The organism is Cryobacterium sp. Hz7 (assembly GCF_004402815.1).
Classification (GTDB): Bacteria; Actinomycetota; Actinomycetes; order Actinomycetales; family Microbacteriaceae; genus Cryobacterium; species Cryobacterium sandaracinum.
This window is the reverse complement of sequence record NZ_SOFB01000009.1, coordinates 22,299-45,745: the sequence shown is the minus strand read 5'-3', so window position 1 is coordinate 45,745 and position 23,447 is coordinate 22,299. Positions and strand designations below refer to the sequence as shown.

At 68.9% G+C, this 23,447-nt stretch carries 18 protein-coding genes; 8 read left to right on the top strand and 10 right to left on the bottom strand.

Annotated elements, in window-relative coordinates; all coding sequences use genetic code 11:
* Positions 1-93 precede the first annotated feature (93 nt).
* Positions 94-1,689: an amino acid permease gene (locus E3N86_RS01455; protein ID WP_134373847.1), complete on the top strand. Its 1,596-nt coding sequence runs from the start codon at positions 94-96 to the stop codon at positions 1,687-1,689.
* Positions 1,690-1,795: 106 nt separating this feature from the next.
* Positions 1,796-2,215: a GreA/GreB family elongation factor gene (locus tag E3N86_RS01450; RefSeq protein ID WP_104100180.1), complete on the top strand. Its 420-nt coding sequence runs from the start codon at positions 1,796-1,798 to the stop codon at positions 2,213-2,215.
* Positions 2,216-2,296: 81 nt separating this feature from the next.
* On the opposite strand, the gene E3N86_RS01445 is transcribed toward E3N86_RS01450, so the two are convergent.
* Positions 2,297-3,613, bottom strand: a complete 1,317-nt coding sequence (locus E3N86_RS01445) for an MFS transporter (protein WP_134373845.1) — start codon at positions 3,611-3,613, stop codon at positions 2,297-2,299.
* A 166-nt stretch (positions 3,614-3,779) separates the two neighbouring features.
* On the opposite strand from E3N86_RS01445, the gene E3N86_RS01440 reads away from it, so the two are divergent.
* The 3 genes from E3N86_RS01440 to E3N86_RS01430 all read left to right on the top strand — a co-directional run bounded on the left by E3N86_RS01440 (position 3,780) and on the right by E3N86_RS01430 (position 5,410).
* Entirely contained in the window at positions 3,780-4,652 is an 873-nt protein-coding gene (locus E3N86_RS01440) for a formyltetrahydrofolate deformylase (protein ID WP_134511189.1), read from the top strand.
* A gap of 28 nt (positions 4,653-4,680) precedes the next feature.
* Positions 4,681-5,037, top strand: a complete 357-nt coding sequence (locus E3N86_RS01435; RefSeq protein ID WP_233191284.1) for a YrdB family protein — start codon at positions 4,681-4,683, stop codon at positions 5,035-5,037.
* A gap of 82 nt (positions 5,038-5,119) precedes the next feature.
* A complete protein-coding gene (locus E3N86_RS01430; protein ID WP_134373841.1) occupies positions 5,120-5,410 on the top strand; it encodes a hypothetical protein in 291 nt (96 codons plus the stop codon).
* Between the two features lie 422 nt (positions 5,411-5,832).
* Here E3N86_RS01430 and E3N86_RS01425 read toward each other — a convergent pair whose 3' ends face one another.
* From E3N86_RS01425 to E3N86_RS01405, 5 genes are all read right to left on the bottom strand, one after another.
* Positions 5,833-7,116 carry a DUF222 domain-containing protein gene (locus E3N86_RS01425; protein WP_166784968.1) on the bottom strand — a complete coding sequence of 428 codons (1,284 nt, stop codon included), beginning with the start codon at positions 7,114-7,116 and terminating at the stop codon, positions 5,833-5,835.
* 97 nt (positions 7,117-7,213) lie between these two features.
* Positions 7,214-8,431, bottom strand: a complete 1,218-nt coding sequence (locus E3N86_RS01420; protein ID WP_241985905.1) for an MFS transporter — start codon at positions 8,429-8,431, stop codon at positions 7,214-7,216.
* 196 nt (positions 8,432-8,627) lie between these two features.
* Positions 8,628-11,717, bottom strand: coding sequence for a S8 family peptidase (locus tag E3N86_RS01415; protein ID WP_241985904.1), 3,090 nt, complete (start codon positions 11,715-11,717; stop codon positions 8,628-8,630).
* A 180-nt stretch (positions 11,718-11,897) separates the two neighbouring features.
* A complete protein-coding gene (locus E3N86_RS01410) occupies positions 11,898-13,841 on the bottom strand; it encodes a heavy metal translocating P-type ATPase (protein WP_134511186.1) in 1,944 nt (647 codons plus the stop codon).
* Between the two features lie 144 nt (positions 13,842-13,985).
* Complete coding sequence (locus tag E3N86_RS01405; protein WP_104100190.1) at positions 13,986-15,200, bottom strand: NADP-dependent isocitrate dehydrogenase; 1,215 nt, start codon at positions 15,198-15,200, stop codon at positions 13,986-13,988.
* Between the two features lie 175 nt (positions 15,201-15,375).
* On the opposite strand from E3N86_RS01405, the gene E3N86_RS01400 reads away from it, so the two are divergent.
* The 3 genes from E3N86_RS01400 to E3N86_RS01390 all read left to right on the top strand — a co-directional run bounded on the left by E3N86_RS01400 (position 15,376) and on the right by E3N86_RS01390 (position 16,670).
* Positions 15,376-15,828 carry a GNAT family N-acetyltransferase gene (locus tag E3N86_RS01400; RefSeq protein WP_104100191.1) on the top strand — a complete coding sequence of 151 codons (453 nt, stop codon included), beginning with the start codon at positions 15,376-15,378 and terminating at the stop codon, positions 15,826-15,828.
* Positions 15,829-15,838: 10 nt separating this feature from the next.
* Complete coding sequence (locus tag E3N86_RS01395; protein WP_134373833.1) at positions 15,839-16,159, top strand: MGMT family protein; 321 nt, start codon at positions 15,839-15,841, stop codon at positions 16,157-16,159.
* Positions 16,160-16,223: 64 nt separating this feature from the next.
* Complete coding sequence (locus tag E3N86_RS01390) at positions 16,224-16,670, top strand: cupin domain-containing protein (protein WP_198411461.1); 447 nt, start codon at positions 16,224-16,226, stop codon at positions 16,668-16,670.
* Positions 16,671-16,698: 28 nt separating this feature from the next.
* Here the strand turns inward: E3N86_RS01390 and E3N86_RS01385 are convergent, their stop codons facing one another.
* The 4 genes from E3N86_RS01385 to E3N86_RS01370 form a co-directional block, all read right to left on the bottom strand.
* Positions 16,699-18,504, bottom strand: coding sequence for an ABC transporter ATP-binding protein (locus tag E3N86_RS01385; protein WP_104100193.1), 1,806 nt, complete (start codon positions 18,502-18,504; stop codon positions 16,699-16,701).
* Complete coding sequence (locus E3N86_RS01380) at positions 18,501-20,222, bottom strand: ABC transporter ATP-binding protein (protein WP_134511215.1); 1,722 nt, start codon at positions 20,220-20,222, stop codon at positions 18,501-18,503. The genes E3N86_RS01385 and E3N86_RS01380 overlap by 4 nt, the downstream gene beginning before the upstream one ends.
* A gap of 732 nt (positions 20,223-20,954) precedes the next feature.
* Positions 20,955-22,040 carry a Glu/Leu/Phe/Val dehydrogenase family protein gene (locus E3N86_RS01375; RefSeq protein ID WP_134511185.1) on the bottom strand — a complete coding sequence of 362 codons (1,086 nt, stop codon included), beginning with the start codon at positions 22,038-22,040 and terminating at the stop codon, positions 20,955-20,957.
* Between the two features lie 119 nt (positions 22,041-22,159).
* A complete protein-coding gene (locus E3N86_RS01370) occupies positions 22,160-23,356 on the bottom strand; it encodes a mechanosensitive ion channel family protein (RefSeq protein ID WP_134511184.1) in 1,197 nt (398 codons plus the stop codon).
* Positions 23,357-23,447: the final 91 nt, after the last annotated feature.

Here is a 23,447-nt window from a genome sequence, read left to right as displayed (position 1 = left end):
AGAATATCGAGTCAGTCTACCGGAGGCCGTGGACGCCGACCCCGTGCGGGGGCGGCTAGGGTTGGCCAAAACCGGATCTATCGGAAGAGCCCCATGACGCGTGCAAGCCGGAAGCCACAACTCCCCCTTAAACCTGACCACCCCGAATACCACGGTCGTGGCGTGGAGACGCCGTTCGAGCACATCTCGGACGCCCTCAATGTGCACGAGGATGAGGGGCTGCACAAGGGCCTCAAGGCCCGCCAGGTGCAGATGATCGCCATCGGCGGGGCCATTGGCACCGGCCTGTTCCTCGGGGCAGGCGGACGCCTGGCCATCGCCGGGCCCTCCCTAGTCTTCGTGTACGCGATCTGCGGTTTCTTTGCGTTCCTGATCCTGCGCGCGCTCGGCGAACTCGTGCTGCACCGCCCCTCGTCGGGCTCGTTCGTCTCCTACGCCCGCGAGTTCTTCGGCGAGAAGACGGCATTCGTCACCGGTTGGCTGTACTGGCTGAACTGGGTGATGACCGCCATCGTCGACGTCACGGCCGTGGCGCTGTACATGAACTTCTTCGCGAAGTACTGGGCACCCTTCGGTGATGTGCCGCAGTGGCTGTACGCGCTCGCCGCCCTCGCCGTCGTGCTCTCCCTGAACCTTCTGTCAGTGAGCGTATTCGGCGAACTCGAGTTCTGGTTCGCGCTGATCAAGGTGCTCGCCATCGTGGCCTTCCTGCTGGTCGGCACCTGGATGGTCATCTTCGGCACGCCGATCCCCGGCCAGGAGACGGGCTTCAGCCTGATCGGGGACAACGGGGGCTGGCTGCCGAACGGGCTGATCGCATCCGTTCTCGTGGTGCAGGGCGTCATCTTCGCCTACGCCTCGATCGAGCTGGTCGGCACGACCGCCGGGGAGACCCAGAACCCGGAGAAGGTGATGCCGAAGGCGATCAACACCGTCATCATTCGCATCGCCGTCTTCTACGTGGGCTCGATTTTGCTGCTCTCCCTGCTGCTGCCCTACACCGCGTACAAGGCCGGCGAGAGCCCATTCGTCACGTTCTTCGGCACCATCGGCGTCGGCGGCGTCGACGTGATCATGAACCTGGTTGTGCTCACCGCGGCCCTGTCCTCGCTCAACGCGGGCCTGTACTCGACCGGGCGCATCCTGCGGTCGATGGCGCTGGCGGGATCGGCGCCGCGCTTCGCCGGCAAGGTGAGCCGCACGGGTGTGCCGTTCGGCGGCATCCTGCTCACCGGCGTGGTCACCCTGCTGGGCGTCGCCCTGAACGCCGTCGTGCCCGACAAGGCCTTCGAGATCGTGCTGAATATGGCCGCCATCGGCATCATCAGCGCCTGGGGCATGATCGTGCTCTGCCAGCTGCGCCTGCACGCCTGGTCGAAGCTCGGCATCCTGCGGCGACCGGCGTTCCGGATGTTCGGAGCACCGTATTCGGGGTACGCCAGCCTGGTCTTCCTCGTCGCCGTGCTCGTGCTGATGGCCTTCGACTGGCCGGTCGGCACGCTCACGATCAGCTCGCTCGTGATCATCATCCCGCTGCTGATCGTGGGCTGGTACGCCTGCCGCGGCCGCATTCTCGAGATCGCGAGCGCCCGCGAGGGGTTCACCGGCCAGGTGCCGATCCTTCCCAGCCGCCCGCTGTCGGACCAGCTGCGGGGCGCCGACCGGAAGGACGCCGACCGCGAGGAGTAGCCGCCACGCCACCGATCGCCGATTCCCCCATGCGTGGAGCCGGGGCGGCTAGCATGGCCGACTGATCACTGCGCGGCAGATTGCCTCGCGATTTACGGAGAACTCTATGACCACCGAATCGGTGTGGCTGCCACCCCGCTCGCTCGCCCTCCTGATCGAGGAACTCGCTGTGCTGGGCAGCGACCCCACCCCGAACGCGGCCACGTCCGAGCGAATCCGGGAGCTGCGCACGACCCTCCGCCAGGCCGAGGCCTCGGTCAAACCGGACGACGGCCTGGTCGAGCCCGGGATGAGGATCACCGCGATGCTCTCCGGCGACACCCGGGCGACCGTGTTCCTCCTTGGCGAGCGTGAACTTGTCTCCCTCGACCCTGAAGTGAAGGTAGACGTGTACTCCCCCTCGTCACCGATCGGCCAGGCCATCATCGGAACCCACGTCGGCGACACCGTCGCGTACACGACGCCGACCAACGTCAGCATCCAGATCGAGATCCTCGCAGCGGTCCCGTACACCGGCGGCCGGTGAACCGACACGATTGAGAGGTGCGGATGCTTCCGCGCCCCTCAATCGTGTCGTCTCAGCCGTTTCAGGTCGACACGCCGCCGGTCAGGCCGCCCGGCGGCGCACGACGACGTCGCTGACGATCACCAGCACGAAGGCCAGCACCAGGATTCCGACGTAGACCAGCGGCACGGCCTGCATTCCGGCCGAGCCGAGCAGCGCGGCTCCGAGAAGGGCGCCACCGCCGATCCCGGCGTTGAACGCGGTCGTGTAGATGGCGCTGGCGGTGTCACGGATGCGGAGCGAGGCCGTACGCAGCAGCCGCGTCTGCAGCAGCGGCGGCAGCATGCCGAAGGCCAGACCCCAGAGCACGAAGGCGGTGATGGCAACCGGCAGCGTCGCCGCGAAGAGGGCCAGCACGGTCACGCTCAGCGCCGACACGGCGATGCCGATGACGAGCCCGAGCTGCGGCCGGGGGCCGAAGACCGTGCCGGAGAGCACCAGGCCGACCGCACCGGCAATCCCATAGGCGAACAGGAGCGGGGCGACCGCGCCGGAGTCCACGCCCATCTCGTCGATCAGGAACGGGGCGATGTACGTGTAGAACGTGTAGTGCCCGACCATGGTCAGGCCGGTGATCACGGAAAGCAGGATCACGGCGCGCATGGTCGGGTCGCGACGCGGTTCAGCGATAGCAGTGGCGGCATGTGCGGCGGCGGCCCCCGCGTTGCCGGCCGCGGTCGGATCGCTTGCCGCGGCATCCGTCACACGAGCACCATAGTGCGACACCGGCGGCAGGAACCGCCAGACGACGACCGCGCCGATCAGCATGAGGGCGGCGAGGGCCAGGAACGACAGCCGCCAGCCGAGCAGGTGCCCGGCGGCGGTGGCGATGGGCACCCCGAACACGAAGGCGAGCGTGCCGCCCGAGACGGTGATGGCCACGGCGCGGCCGATCTGTTCCCGCGGCACGAGGTGCGCGGCGTAGGCGCCGACGACGGCCCAGAACAGGCCGTGGGCCATTCCGCCGATGATGCGCCCGCCGACCATGAAGGCGTAGTTGGGGGCGATGGCGGTGAGCACATTGCTGATCGCCAGCACCACGAGCACGAGCACAATCAGACCGTGCCGCGGCAGGCGGCGGGTGAGGTGGGCGAGCGAGGTGCTCGTGAGCACCACGGTGAACGCGAACCAGGAAACGAGCAGGCCGACCTGTCCCTCGGTGACCCCGAGCGCCCGGCTCATGTCGGGTAGAAGGCCCGTCGGAAGCATCTCGGAGGTGACGGAGAGGAAGACGGCGGCGGCCAGGGCGAGTAGGCCCACCCAGGGGAAGGGTCGGGCGGCGGCCGCGATGCTCTCCGGCGCGTGCGGCGCTTCCAGCGCTTCAAGCGAGGGCAGGTTGATGGGTGCGGTGAATGACATGGCTCTGTGGCTCACAGACGGGAACAGGGGCAGCGCGGGTGTGCCGCGGGCCGGTCCGGATCGACTGCGCGCCGACGTGCGCGCCCGGGGCCGGCGTGCTGCGCCGACCGCTTTCCAGCCTAGCCGACGGGCCGAGTGTGCGGCAGGGGGCCGGTAACCTAGTCCGATGACCTCTTCCCTTGCACCGAACCCGCGCCACCATTGGGTGATCACTCTCGTCTGCGTCGACCAGCCGGGTATCGTGCACGCGGTCAGCGGCGCGATCGTGCGGGCGCGCGGCAACATCACCGAGAGCCAGCAGTTCACCAGCGCCGACACCGGCCGGTTCTTCATGCGGCTGCAGGTGGAATCCGCGGCGAGCCGGGCTGATCTCGAGGACGAGCTCGCCCCGGTCGTGCGCAGATACGCCATGGAATCCGTCATCGATATCGTCGGGCGTCCCAAGCGCACCCTGATCCTGGCCTCGACCGCCGGAAACTGCGTCAACGATATGCTCTTCCGCCAGCGCGGGGGTCAGCTGCCTATCGAGGTTCCGCTGGTGCTGAGCAACCACGGCACGCTGCGCGACCTGGTCGGCTTCTACGGGGTGCCGTTCGAGTCGCGTCCGGTGACGGATGCCGCCGGCAAGGCGGCCTTCGAGGCTCGCGTCGTCGATGCCATCACCGAGCACGACATCGAGCTCGTGGTGCTCGCCCGGTATATGCAGATCCTCTCCCCCGCACTCTGCACGCTGCTGGAAGGCCGCGCCATCAACATCCACCACTCCTTCCTGCCCGGGTTCAAGGGCGCCAACCCCTACAAGCAGGCGCACGCCCGCGGGGTGAAATTGATCGGGGCGACGGCCCACTTCGTCACGGGTGACCTCGACGAGGGTCCGATCATCGAGCAGAACGTCGTGCGGGTGGACCACTCGCGCAGCCCGGCCGAACTCGTCGCCATCGGACAGGACGAGGAGAGCCGCACCCTGACCCAGGCGGTCACTTGGTTCGCCGAGCACCGGGTCCTGCTCGACGGCGCCCGCACCATCATCTTCAGGTAGCCTCCCGCCTCTCGGTAGGATGGGGCGAGTGACCGATACGAGCGCGACGACCAGTACCAGCCCCAACGACATCGTGCGCTTCCTGCTCGAATTGTTCGCGTTCATCAGCCTGGGCATCTGGGGCTTCACCGCGTGGCCGCTGCCGTGGCCGGGCATGCTCATGGGCATCCTGGCCCCTGCCTTCGCCATTGTGCTCTGGGCGCTGTTCCGCTCGCCCAAGGCGGTCTTCCGCCTAGACCCGTTCGGCAAGGCCATCGTCGAGATCAGCGTCTTCGGGGCCGCCGCGCTGGCCTGGTGGGACCTCGGCCTGCCGCTGGTCGCCGTGATCTTCGCCCTGGTGGCCACGGTCAGCGGCGTCATCTCGGGCCGCGCAGAACTGCATTGAGGGCGGCCGCCGCACAGTCAGGCTGCCTTGGCTCGAACGGCGCCGGAAAGACGTCGACCATCCGGTTGCTGTTAGGCATGCCGTGGCCGACAACCGGGCAGGCGCCGATGCCCGAGGCACCATTGACCTCCTGGTCTCCAACCCGATCGGGCGCTGCCAGTTGCTCCTGGCGAAGTTCGCGACCCTCCCGCTGGGCACCATCCTGCTTGCCGAGGGGACCGGAGTCTGCCTGGTCGTGCTCGGCACCGTGGCCGAGATGAGGTTCCCGAAGGATAACGTGGCAACCGCGATGCTGCACCGGGAACTGCTCGGGGAGAGTCGGTGCGCTGGCGCTGGCGGCCGCATCGGGCAGAACCGTGCAGAACCGGTTTGAGCCGGGTTGAGCCGGGTTGAGCCGGGTTGAGCCGGGAGGATCCCGGCCCCAAGGTTCCCCTGACGTCGGCCGAGCTTGTCAGACCAGGTGACGAACCCTCCCAAGGTTCCCCCGACGCTGGTCGAGCTTGTCAAGACCCGGCGACCGGTCCTCCGGAGGTTCCCGCGACGCTGATCGAGCCTGTCGAGACCAAGGGCCAGACCCCCGCCCTACATCCCGGTCCTCTTGCTCTGCAATACAATACGCGTCTGCTCCGGGTCGACTTCCGCCGGTGGACGCAGCCAGTACTGGGTTTTGGTGCGGGTTATCTTCCAGTGCTGATTATGCAGCAGCAAATGGTGCGGGTGGCACAGCAGCACTCCGTTGGCGAGGTCGGTGTATCCATTGTCCGTGAGCCACTCACTGATGTGGTGGGCCTCGCTCTAGGCCGGTGATCGGTCGCAGCCGACCCAAAGGCATCCGCCGTCACGCACTGCCATCGTGGCGCGCTCTGCCTCGGTGAAGAGTCGTTCGTCACGGCCGACGATCTGACCGTCTTCCTCGAATTTGATGCCACGGGTGCCGGTGTCGCAGAGCAACCGGTCGATGGTGTCCTGCGAGATCGGGACCGGGTTGCCCTCGATCTGCCCGTGCGCGGCGGGTTCGGCCGCCTGATCCGGCCCGGTCTGCCCGGCCGGAACCGGAGCCGGCTGCCCGGCCTGCCCGGTCTGCCCGGCCTGCACCGTCTGCCCCGTCTTGAGCGCCTTTTCGGTCACGATCACGCGCACCGAGGGGTGTCGCCCGCCGAACACGCGGCCGGGGTCGGCCTCGCCGGCGATCGTGAGCAGCTGGACGAGCGAGTCCGCGTTGATCTGCTCGTTGCTGCGCGGGTCGGCCTGCATCTTCTCGGCCCAGGCGGCCCGCTCCTTATCGACGAATCGCACCCCGCCGCGGCGCGGGCCGGTGATGGAGTCAAAGGTCGAAAGCACGAACTCGCCGTCTTCGGGGGCGAAGAGGCCGTTCAGGCGCACGTTCCCGTTGCTGAGCCGGTAGACCTTCAGGTAGCGGGCGTCGTGGGCCTGCTTCTCCCGGGCGGCGATGCCGGCCTCGTCAAGGTGGTCACGCATCCGTCTTGCGCGTTTGAAGACCTCGTCGGCGTTCAACGTTGACACCTCGGCCAGCAGGGACTCCAGCGCCGCTACGTGCTTCTCGGCGGTGACGGCGGCGTCGATCTGGCCGAGGCCGCCGCGGATCGACTCGGCCGCGTCGACCGAGAGCGTGCCGGCGGTGACGGCCCGGGCGATCGGCGCCTGCCACGGCACCTTCGCGACGAATTCGGCGACCTCGGCGGCATCCGTGTCGGGCGACGAGAGCGCCTCCTTGACCAGCTTCTCGGCCGCCTCGGTGTCGGCCATCATCGTGCCGACTGCGACCAGTTTGTAGGCGTCACCCTTGGACGAGCCCGTCCAGTTCTGGATCAGGGCTTCCGGGGACAAGTACCCCTGCTGCGCGGCAAACCCCGAATGGCCGAGCTCCGGCCTCGAACGGTCAGCAATGGTTGCGGCCATCAACGCGGCATAGGTGTCGAGCAGACGGCGGGCGCATGCGATTCGCTTCTGGCCGGCCGGCGCCTCGGCGTCGGGAAGGGCTGCGAGGTCGGCGCTCGAGGAACCCAACAGCGCGACGGCGTCGGCCGCCTGCCTGAGGTCTTCCGCGAGGTTCGTCATGTTACGACGATACCTCGTTGCGCACATGAAGTCGAGTGTCTGTCACTATTTATTGGTGACAGTTTCGTAGCTGTATTCGACCCCTCTCGGGGCGGGACTACGCCGGGCGGGCCTGCCGCGGCATCCGCAGTGCGTAGACAGAGGTCGCGAAGAACAGCAAGGCGCCGACGCCGAAGGCGACCGGATAGGAGGCGCTGTCAACGAGAAACCCGGCCGCGAGCGGGCCGACGATGGCACCCAGGTCGGAGAACATCGAGAAGACCGACACGGGTCGACCACCACCGGCGCCGGCCGCGTCGCCGACGGATGCGGCCGGGGCGGTGCCCATGAACGCCGAGGCCACGCCGTAGAGGCAGAGCAGTATGGTGAGCACGATGATGTTGGGTGAGAACGGGACCGCGAGGATGGTCAGCCCGGCAACCAGGAACGCCCCGATGATGGCCGGGCGACGGCCCACAATGTCGACGAACCGCGCGGCCGGCGCGAGTGCCACCGTCTGGGCGACGGCCGCGAAGGCGAAGGCGATGCCGGTCCAGGCGGTCGGACCCCGCAGCACCTCGACGACCAGCACGGGGATCAGCGCGTTGCGCACGCCGAACGAGTTCCAGCCGGTGGAGAAGTTGGCGATGCACGCCGCGCGGAACCGGGTGTCCCGCAGCACCGTTCGGAACGGGATGCGCTCGGGCGCCGGGCCGGCCGCGGCGACGACCCCACCCCGCACCGGGCGCAGCAGCACGAGCCCGAGGATGCCGGCAACGGCGAGTGTCGCGGCGTAGAAGAAGAACGGCGCGGTGAGCGAGATCGTGGCGAGGAGTCCGCCGAGCGCGGGGCCGGCCATCCCGCCGAGCAGGAACCCACCCTGGTAGAACCCGATGGCCCTGGCCCGGAATCCCGGTGCCGTGGAGCCGAGCAGGAGAGTCATGGCCGCCACCGTGAACATGGCCGAACCGACGCCGCCGGCTCCGCGCAGGAGCAGCAGCTGCGGATAGTTCTGGGCCACGCCGACCAGCCCACTGGAAACGGCGACGATCCCGATGCCGGAGGCCAGGATCACGCGTTCGCCGGCCCAGTCGATCAGGCGCCCGGTGAACGGGCTGGAGACGAAGCGCATCAGCGCGAACGCGGAGACGACGGCGCCGATTTCCAGGTAGCCGACCCCGAAGCTGCGCACGTAGACGGGCAGCACCGGCACGACAACGCCGAAGCCCACCATCACGAAGAACGCGATCACGCCGAGCACGTAGACCTCTCGGGACAGCCGCGGCAGGCTCACGCCGAGGGTCTCGCCGCCTCGGCGCATTCGTGCGAATCGCATTCCCTCAGGGTAAGCCTTCGCTCGGTGTCCGTCCGCCGCCCGCCCAGAACCGCACCCTGACGAATTCGACGGAGATTTTGCCCAAAACGGGTTCGAAACAGCTCGCAAGCGGCCTCGTGTCGCAAAATCTCCGTCGAATTGGTTCGACGCCGGACGCAGCGGGCGAGTCCGACCTCGCTGACGAACCTGGGGGCCGCTAGTTCTCCACCGCCACGACCGTGGAGAAGCCAGTGTCGCCGTAGCGCACCAGCCCGAGGTAATCCGTGCCCGCGGCCAGACCACTCCACGAGGCCGTGTAGGTCGCTTCAACGCCCTGCACTCCCGGGAGAGGGTTCGGGGCAACGGTGAACGCTCCGGCGCCGGCACCCGGCGCGACCGTGAAGGTGGTCAGGTCGTACCGGTCGGTGCCACTGAAGACCGACGCGACAACCTGGTAGTACCCGGCCGTCGGGTTCAGCAGGTCGACGTGTTCGTCCGTCGCCGCCGTGGCCGACTGCCAGCCTTCGATCGGCGTGCCGCCCTTGCCGCTCAATCGGTTGACCACCAGGTCAAGGTCGGCGGCGTCGGTTAGTGAATCAAGGTCGAAGCGCTGCAACACCGTTCCCGCCGGAACCTGCACGGTGAAGACGATCTCCGTTCCGGGGAGCCCCGTTCCGGTGTAGGCCTTGCCCGGGCCGCCCTTCTTCTCTCTGAGCAGCACGCCGGCCGCGAGGCCGTCGGTCGCCAGGGGGATGTCGGCTGTCGTGCCGGGCGTCACGCGGATGCCGACGGAGCCGGCCAGACCGGTTCCGTCGGCGGTGATCGGCGACTCGAGGGTGACGGGCTTGACCGCCACCGGGCTGTGCACGACGGTCGCGCCGCTGGTCCAGCTGAGCGAGCCGGTCGCGAACGTGTCGACGGGCGCATCCGTTCGGGAGAACGTCGCCGTGTAGGACTGAGTCTCCCCTGCCGCGCCGAAGGTCAGCGTGGACGGCTCGATCGTCACGTCGATGCCGGCGAGGCCGGACACCGAGGCGTCGAAGGTGCCCGCCTGGGTCGACGTCACCGTGCGGGTGATCGTCTCCGGCCGGGTGAGCGAACCGATGCCGATCGAGGCCAGGTTGAGGTTCGACGGGTCGACCGCGGTGACGGCGTCCAGGCCGCCCCCGGTGTAGCCGGCGCCCTTGATGTAGGACATCCAGTCGCTCTCCCCGTTCAGGTAGACGAGTCCCGGTCTGAAGAACTTCGTCGGGTCGATGTGGCCGGCGCCCTGCAGAAACGGGTCGGTCACGGCAGCGCCGGAGCCGGTGACCGTGTTGTAGGCGGTGGTCATGAAGGCCGATTTCACCTCGGCCGGGCTCGCGCTCGGCGTCTGGCCCAGGTAGAGGGCGGCAAGGCCCGCCACGTGCGGCGACGACATAGACGTTCCGGACAGGAACTGGTACGTGCCTGCCGCGCCCGCAGCGTTGGCACCGCCGGCGAGAATCGCAACCCCGGGCGCCGAGACGTCCGGCTTGATGATGTCACTGCCGTCGGCAAGTACCGGTCCGCGCGAGGAGAACCCGGCGACCTGCGGGGTGGGCGGAGTGGTCCCGAGCGCATTGCCCGGCGTGAGGGTCACGGTCGCCCCGGCGGTGCCTGCGTAGGCGAAGGCCGTGGCGAACGCTTCGGCGTTGAGGTGCACCGTCGGCACCGCGTGCTGGTCGAGGTCGAGCGAGCTGGCCGTCTTGTTCACCAGCACCATGCCGATACCCCCGGCACGCTTCACCTCGACGGACTTGGCGACCCGGTCATAGACGCCGCGCTGACAGAACACGATCGTGCCGGTCACCTTGGCCGGGTCGAGCGAGTTCGGCCCGCAGAGCAAGGGGTCTGTTCCGCGCCGGGCGGCGACGAGGTCACCGCGCACCAGCGCACCGGTCACGCCGACGGCAGGGACCGTGATCGAGCCGCCGCCATAGGCAGGGCCGCTGCCGAGGGTGGCGGTGGCCTCGTAGCTCGGAATGGTGCTGGCCGCCACGGTGGTGATCCACGGCGACGCGTTATCGAGCGTGGAGGCGTCGGGACCGGCGTTACCGGCCGACGCCGCCACGAAGATGCCGGCGGATGCCGCGCCCAGGAAGGCGACGTCGGTGGCGGAGACCGTGGTCTGGGCCGCACCGCCGCCGATCGAGAAGTTGATCACGTCGACACCGTCGGCCGTGGCCTGGTCGATCGCCGAGAGGAGGTCGCTGGTGGCGCATCCGTCGTCGTCCTGGCTGACCGGGTCGGGGCCGGACCAGCAGACCTTGTACGCGGCGATCTTCGCCGCGGGCGCAACGCCCGAGATGGTGCCGAAGTCGATGCCACCGACCGACGCGCCGACGGCGTGGTTGCCGGCTGCGGTGCCGCCGGTGTGTGAGCCGTGGCCGTCGCCGTCGCGCGGCGAAAGGTACTCGCCGACGCTTTCGGCACCGATCCGGGAGGCGCCGAACCCGTCGACGTAGTACCGGGCACCGACGATTTTGGTGCTGCAGTCGTCTGCGGTGAACTGCACACCCACGACGCAGGCGCCGGTGAAGGTGCCGCCGTCGGACTTGCCGAAGCGGATGCCGCCGTCGGCCGTGCGAAACGGAGCGTCGCCGAGATCGGTGCCGAGGGGGTCGCCGGCGAAGGACCCGTTCTCCGGGGCGATGCCGGTGTCGATGATACCGACGACGACGCCGGCGCCGGCCGCGTCAACGCCGCCGACCGCGTCCCAGACCCCGCCGACGCCGGCGGCGTCACCGAGCCCGAGGAAGTCGGTCGAGGACTGCGCCGTGACCCGGCGGATCGCGTCCTTCTCGACGGCGAGAACCTCTCGGTTCGCGGAGAGCGCGGCGGCCTGGACCGCGGTGAGTTCGGCGGCGAATCCGTTGAGTGCGGTCGTGTAGGAGACGCTGACGCTCACCCCGGCGGCCGCGGCGACCCTTCTCTGCTCGGTTGCGAGGTGCGCGGCGTAAGCGGTCGCGTTCTTCGAGCTCGCGTCGAGCTGCCGGCCCGGGGCCGGCTTGGTGGCGTCGAAACCGGCGACGCCGCCGGAGTAGGCGGCGACCGCGCTGGCGGCCAGCGTGACGACGTAGCGGCCGGCCTCGAAGGCGGTGGCCGGTTTTTCAATGGCCAACCGCGGAGCCTGCTGCGGTGCGGCGCCGGCTGCGACGGTGCCGCCGACGAGGGCCGCGGTAGCCACCAGCCCGACGGTCAGGGCCACCGCGGTGGCCCTGCACAGTGCGCGCGGCGGCCGGGGGTCGAGGTCCCAGGGTGAGAAATGCCGATTTCGTGAGTTCACGTGCATCATCCAATCCGTTCAACGACGAAAGGTTGACCCCCAACGGAGGCACATGAACTTGAAGCTAGCTGAATTCGACCTCAGACTGTGCAACTTGCACGCGTTGACACCTGAACTGGGGGCATCCAGCACAGTAGGGTGACGCGACTCAGCGACTCAGCGACTCAGCGACTCAGCGACTCAGCGACTCAGCGCGCCGGCCGCCGCCGGCTTGCGAGCGGCGATCTGGGCCTGCACCGAGGCGTCCCGGCGGCCGCCGATCGCCCGCAACGCGTTCAGGATCGTGGCCAGGTCGACGAATTCCTGCAATAGTGCTCCCGCGGTGGCGGGAATGAAGCCGAACGCGGCCAGGACCATCAGGCCGAGGCTCAGAGCGATGCCGAGCCAGATGCTCTGCAGCGCGATCCGGATGGTGTCCTGGCCGATCGCGACCGCGCGGGCCGCGCGGGTCAGGTCGTCGATCAAGATGACGACGTCGGCCGATTCGCTCGCGGCCGTGGCCCCGCGGGCTCCCATGGCGATACCGACGTCGGCGACGGCCAGCACGGGTGCGTCGTTCACCCCGTCGCCGACCATGATCACCGGGCGGTGGGCCAGGCCACGCACGGCGTTGACCTTGTCGGCGGGCAGGCAGTCCGCCTGCACCTGCTCGATCCCCACCAGCGCCGCGATGTGCTCGGCGGTGGGCCGAGCGTCGCCGGTGAGCATCACGGTGTCCCGCAGGCCGAGCGCCCGCAGATCCGCCAGAGTCTGCGGTGCGTTCTCCCGCAGCGTGTCACTGGCGACGATGCTGCCGGCGAAGCGCCCGTCGACGGCGATGTAGATGGCCAGTTCGCCGCCCTCGATCGGGGCGGCCACGGCATCCGTCGCCCGTTCCCGGATGAACGACAGCTTGCCCACGGTGACCTCGCGGGCGCCCAGCCGGGCCACGACGCCGTGCGCGGGAACCTCGTTCGCGGTCTCCGACCCGATCAGCTCCAGCCCGCGGGTCTGTGCCGCCGCGATCACGGATGCCGCGAGCACGTGCGACGAGTACTGCTCCGCGGACGCGGCGAGTACGAGCAACTCGTCCTCGTCGAAGCCGGGCTCGGGAAGCACGCGGGCGATGGTGGGGCTGCCGTGGGTGAGCGTGCCGGTCTTGTCGAAGACCACGGTTTTGGCCCGAGAGAGCATTTCGAGCACCCCACCGCCCTTGACGATGATGCCGTTGCGGGCGGCCCGGCTCATGCCGCCCATGAAGGCGACCGGTGCGGAGATCAGGAGTGGGCAGGGGGTCGCCACCACCAGCACCTCGGCAAACCGGGCCGGGTCGCCGCTGACGATCCAGGCCAGGGCGGCGATCGAGAGCGAGACCGCAGTGAACGGCACGGCGTAGCGGTCCGCCAGGCGCACCACGGGGGCCTTGCTGGCCGATGCCTCTTCGACCAGCGCGATGATCTGCTGGTACTGGCTGTCCGCGGCGGTCGCGGTGGCTCGGATGGTGGCGGCAGCCTGGCCGTTGATCGACCCGCTGAGCACGGCGTCGCCGGCTTCGCGCTCGACCGGGAGGCTCTCCCCGGTGAGCGAGGACTCGTCGAAGACTGCGCTGACTGAGACCAGAGCGCCGTCGACCGGCACGATCTCGGCAGGGCGAACGAGAAGCAGGTCGCCCGGCCGCACGTCGGTGGCCGGCACGTCCTCGACCTCGCCGTTTCCGGTGTCGGTATCGGTATCGGTGCCGGTGTCGGTATCGGTGCCGGCGCCGGCGCCGAGCCGGTGCGCGATCTGCGGGGCCCGCTGGAGCAGGGCGTCGAGCTCGCGCTTGGCCCGGTTCACGGCGAAGTCTTCGAGGGCCGCGCCTCCGGTGAGCATCAGCACGATGATCAGGGTGGCCACGTATTCGCCCACCAGCACCGTGGCGACGATGGCCGTGATCGCGAGCACGTCGACACCGAGGGTGCCGCCCAGCAGCCGTCGTACCATGCCGATCGTTTCGTAACCGGCGACCAGCAGGCCGAATCCACTGAACAGCCAGCGCACGGCATCCGTCTGACCGCCCAGGGCGAGCACCGCGCCGATGAGCCCGAGCAGCACGGTCGTGGCGACGAGCGGGTAACGACGAACGGCGGCGACCAGAGACGACATGGTCATATTCTTGCCTCACTCGCCGGCCACCGCCAGCAAGGAAAGCCTCCCCTCAGGGCCGGGAAAACCCGGAAAAACGCCTAAAAAAGGGCGGCAGCCTCACCCCGGGGGGGGGGGGTGAGACTGCCGCCCTGTCGCTGCGGGTTAGGCCATGCGGGCCTGGAGGTTCTCCGCGATGGCCGCGAGGAACTCCTCGGTCGTCTGGAAGGCCTGCTCCGGGCCCACGAGAAGCGCGAGGTCCTTGGTCATCTTGCCGCTCTCGACGGTCTTGATGACCACGTCTTCGAGCGTGTTGGCGAACTCGGCGAGCGCCGGGTTCCCGTCAAGCTTGGCGCGGTGCGCGAGGCCGCGGGTCCAGGCATAGATCGAGGCGATCGGGTTGGTCGAGGTGGCCTTGCCCTGCTGGTGCTGGCGGTAGTGGCGCGTCACGGTGCCGTGCGCGGCCTCGGCCTCGACGACCTTGCCGTCAGGCGTGGAGAGCACGCTGGTCATCAGGCCGAGCGAGCCGAAGCCCTGCGCGACGGTGTCCGACTGCACGTCGCCGTCGTAGTTCTTGCAGGCCCAGACGTAACCGCCCTCCCACTTCATGGCAGAGGCGACCATGTCGTCGATCAGGCGGTGCTCGTAGCTGAGGCCGGCCGCGTCGTAGCGGGCCTTGAACTCGGCGTCGAAGATTTCCTGGAAGATGTCCTTGAAGCGGCCGTCATAAGCCTTGAGGATCGTGTTCTTCGTCGACAGGTAGACCGGGTACTTGCGCTCGAGGCCGTAGTTCAACGACGCGCGGGCGAAGTCGCGGATGGAGTCGTCGAGGTTGTACATCCCCATCGCGACGCCGCTGCCGGGGGCCTGGAATACCTCGAACTCTTGCGGGGCCGAGCCGTCCTTCGGGGTGAAGGTCATGCTGAGCGTGCCCTCGCCCTCGAAGCGGAAGTTGGTGGCCTTGTACTGGTCGCCGAACGCGTGGCGGCCGATGATGATCGGCTTATTCCAGCCCGGCACGAGGCGCGGGATGTTCGAGATGATGATGGGTTCGCGGAAGATGGTGCCGCCGAGGATGTTGCGGATGGTGCCGTTGGGCGACGCCCACATCTTCTTCAGGCCGAATTCCTCGACGCGCGCCTCGTCGGGCGTGATGGTCGCGCACTTGACGCCGACGCCGTGCTTCTGGATGGCGCGGGCCGAGTCGATCGTGATCTGGTCGTCGGTCTCGTCGCGCTTTTGGATCGACAGGTCGTAATACTCGAGGTCGATGTCGAGGTACGGGTGGATCAAGGTCTCCTTGATCGCGTGCCAGATGATGCGGGTCATCTCGTCCCCGTCGAGCTCGACGACAGTGCCTTCAACCTTGATCTTCGCCAATGGAAATCTCCTCAGAATATCGGGGGGCAAGAATAGCCACACCGATTCTAGTGGAGCGACGTAACTATCTTGACATCGAGACAGTTTCCGGATCTTCCGGATGGGGCCACCCCCCACGCCCTGTCGTCCGAAAACCCGACTACCGGCCGGCTCCGGTGCACGTTAGCCTGTTCGCATGGGTGAACTACGACTGGAAGAACTGTCCGCGCGCAACATTGTCGCGGCGAACAGCCTGAGCCTGAAACCGGGTCAGGAGCAGTTCATCGCCCCCGTCTCCTACGCGGTCGCGGCGTCCGTCATCAACCCCGCGACCGCCTGGCAGCGCGTCGTTCTGCTGGACGGCGAGGTTGCCGGCTTCATTCACGGAAACTTTGACCCCGACTCACCGCACGAAGAATTCCGTGCCTGCATCTGGCGCATCAACGTGGACGCGGAGGCCCAGGGCAAGGGTGTCGGCAAGTTCGCCGCAGACGCACTCGCCGCCGAGGCCCGCAAGCGCGGCTTCGACCACATCACCGTGATCTGGGAACCCGGCGAAGAGGGGCCGGAGTCGTTCTTCCACCGCCTGGGCTTCAGCGACATCGGCCAAACCGTCTACGGCGAGATTATCGGCGCATTGCAGCTCTGACTCGCAGCCGATGACGGATGCCGGCACCCGGGAACCTGCCTTCGTCACGCACGTTCTCGGAATCGTGGAGTCGATCCCGGCCGGTCGCGTGATGACCTACGGTGATGTCGCGGCCGTGCTCGGCTCCCGTGGGGCCCGCCTGGTCGGGCAGATCATGGCGCGCCACGGCGCCGCGCTGCCCTGGTGGCGTGTGATCCGGGCCGGCGGACGCCCGCCGATCGGGCACGAGGAGCGCGCGCTCCCCCACTACACCGCGGAGGGCACCCCGTTGAAGGCCGGGGCATACGGCTACCGCATCGATTACGCGGCGGCGCGCTGGAGCCCCGCATAGCGATCACCGCCCGGGGTTGCCCGCAATGCTTGGTTCGAGGCTGCGCCGGATGCTACCGTTTTTCATGGACAGCGAAAGCACAGCCGCACACACCGCCCTCGATCCCGTCGTCACCGACCCGGGCGCCTACCGAGTACTGCTTGAGAACGACCGCGTTCGAGTGCTCGAGTTCCTCGACGCTCCCGGCGATGAGACCAATCCCCACGAGCATCCCGACAGCGTCATGATCACGCTCAGCGCCTACGCCCGGCGCCTGTCGTCGGAGGGCCGCGAAATCGACGTCGAGCTGCCCGCCGGCGAGACCCGCTGGCTGCCGGCCCAGGAGCACGCCGGCGTGAACATCGGCCGCACGCCGACGCACGCGATCTTCGTCGAACTCAAGGAATCGCCCGCGATCCCGCGGGATCCCAGCTACCACCCGCTCGGACCGGTCGCCTCCAACCGCCCCCTGACGGGCACGCCGCTCTCCGACGACTCGAGCGACGAAGAAAAGGCCTGGGGGTTCGCCTAACCGCTCGCGCCGCGAGTCGCGTCGCCGATCACACCAGCGAGTCGCGCCAGGCGGCGTGCAGCTGCGCGAACCGGCCGGTGCCGGCGATCAAGTGGTCGGGCGTGCCGTCCTCCACGATGCGCCCGTGCTCCATCACGAGCACCCGGTCGGCGATCGCCACAGTCGATAGGCGATGCGCGATGATCACGGCGGTGCGTCCCCCGAGCAGTGTCTGCAGCGCCTGCTGCACGAGGCGTTCACTCGGGATGTCCAGACTCGAGGTGGCCTCGTCGAGGATGAGCACCGCCGGGTCGGCCAGGAACGCCCGAGCGAACGAGATCAGCTGCCTCTGCCCGGCGGAGACGCGCCCGCCGCGCTTGTTCACGTCGGTGTCGTACCCGTTCGGCAGCCCCGCGATGAAGTCGTGCGCGCCGACCGCTCGGGCCGCCGCCACGATCTCGGCGGGCGTCGCATCCGGTTTGCCGATCGAAATGTTGTCGGCGACCGAACCGCTGAACAGGTAGGCCTCCTGGGTGACCATGACGATCGCTCGGCGCAGGTCCTTGGGGTGCAGGTCGCGCAGGTCGACGCCGTCGAGGGTCACCTGACCCACCGACGGGTCGTAGAAACGCGCCATCAGCTTGGCCAGGGTGGACTTGCCGGCCCCGGTCGACCCAACCAGGGCGATGGTCTGCCCGGCCGGGATCGTCAGGTCGAACTGCGGCAGGATGACCCGGTCGCTCTGGTATTCGAATTGCACGTTCTCGAACGAGACCGCACCCTTTGCCGCCCAGAGGTCGACCGGCGTCACCGGGTCCGGCACTCCGGGATGCTCCTCGAGCACCCCGGAGATCTTCTCCAGCGCCGCGGCGGCCGACTGGTAGGAGTTGTAGAACATCGCCATCTCCTCCATCGGGTCGAAGAACCGGCGGGTGTAGAGCAGGGCCGCGAGCAGCGCGCCGATATAGAGCTGGCCGTCGACGACGCGGAACCCGCCGACCAGGAGAACGACCGCGACGGCCACGTTCCCGATCAACACGAGACCCGGATCGAAGATGCCGAACAGCTGGATGACCCGCTCATTCACCTTGCGGTAGTCCTCGACCAGTTCGCCGAACACCTTCTCGTTGCGTTTCTCCGCCCGGAAGGCTTTGACCGCACGGATGCCGGTCATGGTCTCCACGAACTGCACGATCAGGCTCGCCGACGCCGTTCTCGACCGGCGGAAGAGCGTTTGCGAGCGCACCTGGAACCAGCGGGTGAGCAGCGCCAACGGCACGATCGACGCGAGCAGGACAAGCCCGCTCGTACCGTCGAGCAGGAACAGGGCGATCGCCGTGAACACCATGTACAGCAGCCCCTGCACGAGCTGGTTGATGCCCGAATCCAGCAGTTCCCGGATGGCGTCGAGGTCGCTGGTCTGCCGGGAGATGATGCGCCCCGAGGTGTACGACTCGTGGAATTCGAGGCTCAGCCGCTGCGTGTGCAGGAAGACCCTCTTGCGCAGGTCGATCAGCACGGCCTGGCTGATCCGCGCCGACATGATCGTGTACCAGGCGATCAGGATGGCCCCGACCACACCTGTGGCGAGGTAGACCACCCCCGTGGCGGCCAGCGGCACCCAGTCCTGCTCCATCAGCGCGGGCAGACCGCGGTCGATCCCGAACGCGATCAGGGCCGGGCCGGCCACCTGCGCGGCCGTGGACACGACCACGATCAGCATTGCCGCGAGGACCGAAAAGCGCACCGGGTGCAGCAGCGACCCGAGCAGGCGCAGCGACCGGCCCCGGATCTGCTTGCTCTCCGCGGCGGTGAAGTTGCTGCGGTCTTCGCCCTCGACACCGGTGACGGTCATCGCGCCGCCTCCTCTCGTGCGGACTCTCGTCGTTCTTCGTCTTCCAGGCTCGAGATGACGAACTTGTAGTGTTCGCTATCGCGGAGTAGATCGGAGTGCCGTCCGATCGCGGTGACACGCCCGTTCTGGAGCAGCGCCACCCGGTCGGCGAGCATCACGGTGGACGGCCGGTGCGCCACGATCAGCGCCGTGGTCGCGGAGAGCACCTCGCGCAGCGCGGCTTCGACAAGGGACTCGGTGTTCACGTCGAGCGCCGACAACGGGTCGTCGAGCACGAGCACGGCGGGTTTCGCCGCCACCGCCCGCGCGAGCGCGATCCGCTGCCGCTGGCCGCCGGAGAGGCTCATCCCTTCCTCTCCGACGAGCGTGTCCACGCCCTCCGGGAGGTCGTGGGCGAAGCCGGCCTGGGCGACCATGAGCGCCTCCTCGAGTGCGGCATCCGCTTCGGGCGAGCGCTCGGCCCACTCCGGACGGCCGAGCAGCACGTTGTCGCGCACGGATGCCGAGAACAGCGTCGCATCCTCGAACGCCATCGACAGGTGGCGACGCAGTTCCTCGCGGCCGAGGGAGCGCACGTCGACCCCGTCGAGGGTCACCGCCCCCTCCGTCACGTCGTAGAGGCGGGTGGTGAGCGCCGTCAGGGTGGACTTGCCGGAGCCGGTCAGACCAACGAGCGCCATGGTCTCCCCCGGTTCGAGCACCAGGTCCACGCCGTCGAGCAGGTCCGGGAAGCGGCTCGGCGAGTCGGGGTAGCGGAAGTGCACGTTCTCGAACGCGAGGCGGCCGCGGGGCCGGTCGACGGTAACGGGATGCTCGGGGTCGGTGATGGCGTTCGGCGCGTCGAGCACGTCGAAGAACCGGTCGGTCGCGGTGCGGGCATCGAAGGTCATCGACAGCAGGAACCCGACCGACTCGATCGGCCAGCGCAGCACGGTGGCCGTGGCGAAGAAGGCCACGAGCCCGCCCACGCTGAACTCGCCCTGGCCGGCCAGCCAGACACCGGCGACGAGGCAGAGGGCGAAGGCCACATCCGGGATCATCAGCAGCCACAGCCAGATGCCGGCGATGGCGCGCGCCTTCTCGATCTCGGTGCCGCGCAGGCTCTCGGCCTGGTCGGAGAAATTCTTCAACGCGAACTTGCCGCGCCCGAAGGCCTTGAGCACCCGGATGCCGTGCACCGACTCCTCGACGGCCGTCGCGAGGTCGCCGGCCTGGTCCTGGCTGCGCCGCGCAACGACGGAGTATTTCTCCTCGAACAGGTAGCCGACGATCCACAGCGGCACGGAGCAGACGAGGAAGATGAGGCCGAGGATCCAGTTCATCGACACCAGGATGGCGGCGCCGATCACAACGGTGACGACGTTCACGATGAGCAGCACGAGGCCGAACGAGATCCAGCGGCGGATCAGGTTGAGGTCGCTGACGGCGCGGGAGAGCAGTTGGCCGCTCGGCCACTTGTCGTGGAATGTGACCGGGAGGTCCTGCAGCCGGGCGTAGAGCGCGTTGCGCATCCGGGCCTCGATGTGGGTGCCGGGGCCGAGAACGAACCAGCGGCGCAGTGCGATCAGCACCGCCTCGATCACGCCGAGGGCGAGTACCACGATGACGGCCGGCCAGATCTGGGCGGCGTCCTGCTGAGTCAGGGCACCGTCGACGAGGCGCTGCAGCACCTGCGGGATGGTGAGCGCCACAAGCGCCGCCAGCAGGGCGGCGAGCATGCCGAGGGCCAGCCGCGGCAGGGCCGGCCGGGCGAAGGGGTAGAGGCGCAGCAGCACCTGGAGGGTGTTCCTCCGGGGCAGGGCAACGGGGTCGGTTCCTGCTGCGGGGTCGGGGTCGGGCGGATGGCTGTGGTCGGTGAGCGTGGTCACGAGTGAGTCCTGAACGAGTCTGGTTCCAGTGAACGGCGGCGCGCGGCGCCGGGAGGCCGACGACGAGCACGTCGGTCGGCGGGGGTGGAAGCCGTAGCTTCCGGGGGCAGCATGGCTGCCGGCCTGCGGGGCGGAGCCGGTCGCTGGGTGTCAGCGGCCCGGAGTCAGGCCCGAGGCGGGGCGGGAGATCGCGGGAGGGGGCAGGCTAAGCGGCGCGCGGGAACGAGGTGGCTGCGCCAAGGCGCGCGCCGTCGTTCGCACACGTTGCGATCGTGAACGGTGCTGTCTTGGTCATGTCGGCCTCCTGAGCGCGTGGTGTCTGAGCTGTGCCCCCCTGATCAGGCAGCCTCTCAGACTACGGTTCCGGGGCCTCGGGCGCAAGCGCCGAATTCGGGGATCGGGATTCAGCGCACCCGTACGCTCAGGCAGGTGACGCAGCCCTCGAGCTTCTCGAAGTCGGAGATGGGTGGGCTCGGATTCGGCGCGCCGGTCATGCGCCGCCCCGCGCGTGGCGTGCCGTGCGCGGAGCGGCGCAGCACGCGCGCAGCGCCGGCGAAGCGACCGGGGAGCCGCCCGGGGCGGCTACCGCGGGCGGGCGGCGTCCAGCCGCGCGGCAGCGAGGCGCTCGGCGGCGGCGAGCGTTGTGATGCCTTGCTCGCGGGCATCCGTGAAGATCTGCGCGACGACATCGCCGATCGCGGCGACCCGCTCGGTCACGACGGCCTGGTCGGCGTTCGGCTCCGAGGCCAGGGCCAGGTAGATGACGCCGCCGGCGTTCACAACGAAGTCGGGTGCCCAGAGGATGCCCCGCGCGTCCAGCTGGGCGGCACCCTCCGGCTGGGCGAGCTGGTTGTTGGCGGCCCCGACCACCCCGAGCACATTGAGTTCACCGATCACCCGGGCGGTGAGCACCCCGCCGAGCCCGCAGGGCACGAACAGGTCGGCCGGCACGTGGTGCACCTCGTCGACGGGGACCCAGGTCGCGCCGAGGCCGGCGGCGACCTGCTGCTTGCCCAGGTTGACGTCGCTGACCGTGAGGCGTGCCCCGGCGGCGGCGAGCTCGCCGGCAAGGCGGCCGCCGACCTGGCCCAGGCCGGAGATGACGATGTGCCGGCCGGAAACCTCGCGGCTGCCGAACAGGGCGTCGAGGGTGGCGAGCACGCTGGCGTAGACGCCGGCCGCGGTCGCGTCGGCCGGTTCGCCCACGCCCCCGCTGGCGGCCGGGAGACCGCAGACGTGGTCGGTGCGTTCCTTCACGATGGCCATCGACTCGGCGTTCGTGCCGACGTCCTCGGCCGTCATGTACGCGCCGTCCAGACTTTCGATGGCGTCGCCGAGGTCGAGCATGACGTCACGCCGCTCCGCCTCGCTCAACTCGGTGCCGAGCGGCACGTGGATCACGGACTTGCCGCCGCCCAGGTTCAGCCCGGCGGCCGCGTTCTTCAGCGTCATGGCCGCGGACAGGCGCAGGGCGTCGGCGACGGCATCCGTCCAATTCTCGTACTGCCACAGGCGGGCGCCGCCGAGGGCCTGGCCGAGCCGGGTGGAGTGCACGGCCACGGTGATCACGAGGCCCGAACGGATGCCGGTGGTGATCAACACGCGCTCGTGCGTGAATGGGAGGCCGATCAGGGCATCCAGCGAGGTGGTGGGGTGCGTGAGCGTCATGGGGTGGTTCTCCTCGCTGGTCGGCCTTGTGGGCTGGCTGTGCCGCCGCGATCGTGACGCGTCGACTGCACCAGAATAGCCGCGCGACTCCCCGACTGCGCGTCGTGACCGGCGGCGCGTCAGCGCTTCTCGGCCGGACCCTCCTGCACGGGGATGGTCGCGGTGAACTCGGCCGCCCGCGCCTTGGCGTTCTCGTCGCCGGAGAACAGCCCGATGGGCGCGGTGACGGGGTGGGCCGACGGCGCGGCGCGCGCGGGAACCTCCGCACGCGGGGGTTCACGCCGCAGTTCCATCCGTCCCACCGGCAGTGCCTCGGGGTTGTGCGTGTTGAGCCAGTCGATCAGGTTCTCGCGCACGAGGCAGCGGAGGTCGAACAGGGTGGGAGCGTCGGCGGCGGAGACCAGCACGCGCACGCGCACGAAGCCGCCCACGGCATCCGTCACCTGGAGTACGACCACGCGGCCGTCCCAGAGCTCGGTCTGCGCGACGATGCGGTCGAGTTCCACGCGCATGCCGGCTGGGTCGACACGCCAGTCGAGGTCGAACTCGACCGCGCCGAGCAACTCGCTGTTGTGCCGGGTCCAGTTCTGGAACGGGTTGGTGGTGAAGTAGGTCGACGGCAGCACCATGCGGCGGTCGTCCCAGATGTGCACGACTACGTAGGTGAGGGTGATCTCCTCGATCTTGCCCCACTCGGTCTCGACGATGACCACGTCGTCGACCCGCAGGGCGTTGTTGAAGGCCAGCTGGATGCCGGCGAACACGTTCGCGAGAGTGGACTGCGCGGCCAGGCCGGCCACGACGCTGAGCAGACCGGCTGAGGCGAACAGGCTCGCGCCCAGGGTCGCGGCGCCGGGGATACTGAGCAGCACTGCCCCGATCGCGCAGATGACGATCACGACGACGCCGATGCGCCGCAGCATCCGCAGCTGGGTACGCACCCTTCTCGCGACGCGGTTGTCGCGCACGTCGATGCGGTAGCGGGCGGCCGCCACCTCCTCGAAGAAGTAGAGCAGCGCGCAGACCAGCCAGGTGGACGCGGCGATGAAGAGGGCCCGGAAGAAGAAGTCGACCAGTCGTTCGATCCCCTCGGAGGTCTGCAGGAACAGCGTGTGAACGGTCCAGATCGCGCCCACCAGCAGCGTCAACCGGAACGGCACCCTGACCAGGCCGACCAGCGTGCGCGCCCAGGCTTCCTTCCGGCCCACCACCCGGAAGACCAGGGCGACGATCGCCGTGATCGCCACCGCGGCCACGACCGCGACCGCCAGGGCGACGAGGTAGCCGGTCTGGATGAATCCCTCGAGGTCTGGCACGGCGTTCCTTCCTGCCGGGACGGGTCTGGCGAAGCCACGGTTCCTTCAATCGTGCCAGATTCCGTGGCCGCACCGGGGCTGCCCCGATGAA

What these genes read in the sequence shown, in the direction of transcription:
- E3N86_RS01455 (WP_134373847.1), top strand. Translation starts at nt 94, where the DNA reads ATGACGCGTGCAAGCCGGAAGCCACAACTCCCCCTTAAACCTGACCAC.
- E3N86_RS01450 (WP_104100180.1), top strand. Translation starts at nt 1,796, where the DNA reads ATGACCACCGAATCGGTGTGGCTGCCACCCCGCTCGCTCGCCCTCCTG.
- E3N86_RS01445 (WP_134373845.1), bottom strand. Translation starts at nt 3,613, where the DNA reads ATGTCATTCACCGCACCCATCAACCTGCCCTCGCTTGAAGCGCTGGAA.
- E3N86_RS01440 (WP_134511189.1), top strand. Translation starts at nt 3,780, where the DNA reads ATGACCTCTTCCCTTGCACCGAACCCGCGCCACCATTGGGTGATCACT.
- E3N86_RS01425 (WP_166784968.1), bottom strand. Translation starts at nt 7,116, where the DNA reads ATGACGAACCTCGCGGAAGACCTCAGGCAGGCGGCCGACGCCGTCGCG.
- E3N86_RS01420 (WP_241985905.1), bottom strand. Translation starts at nt 8,431, where the DNA reads ATGCGATTCGCACGAATGCGCCGAGGCGGCGAGACCCTCGGCGTGAGC.
- E3N86_RS01410 (WP_134511186.1), bottom strand. Translation starts at nt 13,841, where the DNA reads ATGTCGTCTCTGGTCGCCGCCGTTCGTCGTTACCCGCTCGTCGCCACG.
- E3N86_RS01400 (WP_104100191.1), top strand. Translation starts at nt 15,376, where the DNA reads ATGGGTGAACTACGACTGGAAGAACTGTCCGCGCGCAACATTGTCGCG.
- E3N86_RS01395 (WP_134373833.1), top strand. Translation starts at nt 15,839, where the DNA reads ATGACGGATGCCGGCACCCGGGAACCTGCCTTCGTCACGCACGTTCTC.
- E3N86_RS01390 (WP_198411461.1), top strand. Translation starts at nt 16,224, where the DNA reads ATGGACAGCGAAAGCACAGCCGCACACACCGCCCTCGATCCCGTCGTC.
- E3N86_RS01385 (WP_104100193.1), bottom strand. Translation starts at nt 18,504, where the DNA reads ATGACCGTCACCGGTGTCGAGGGCGAAGACCGCAGCAACTTCACCGCC.
- E3N86_RS01380 (WP_134511215.1), bottom strand. Translation starts at nt 20,222, where the DNA reads ATGCTCGCCGCCCTGCTGGCGGCGCTTGTGGCGCTCACCATCCCGCAG.
- E3N86_RS01375 (WP_134511185.1), bottom strand. Translation starts at nt 22,040, where the DNA reads ATGACGCTCACGCACCCCACCACCTCGCTGGATGCCCTGATCGGCCTC.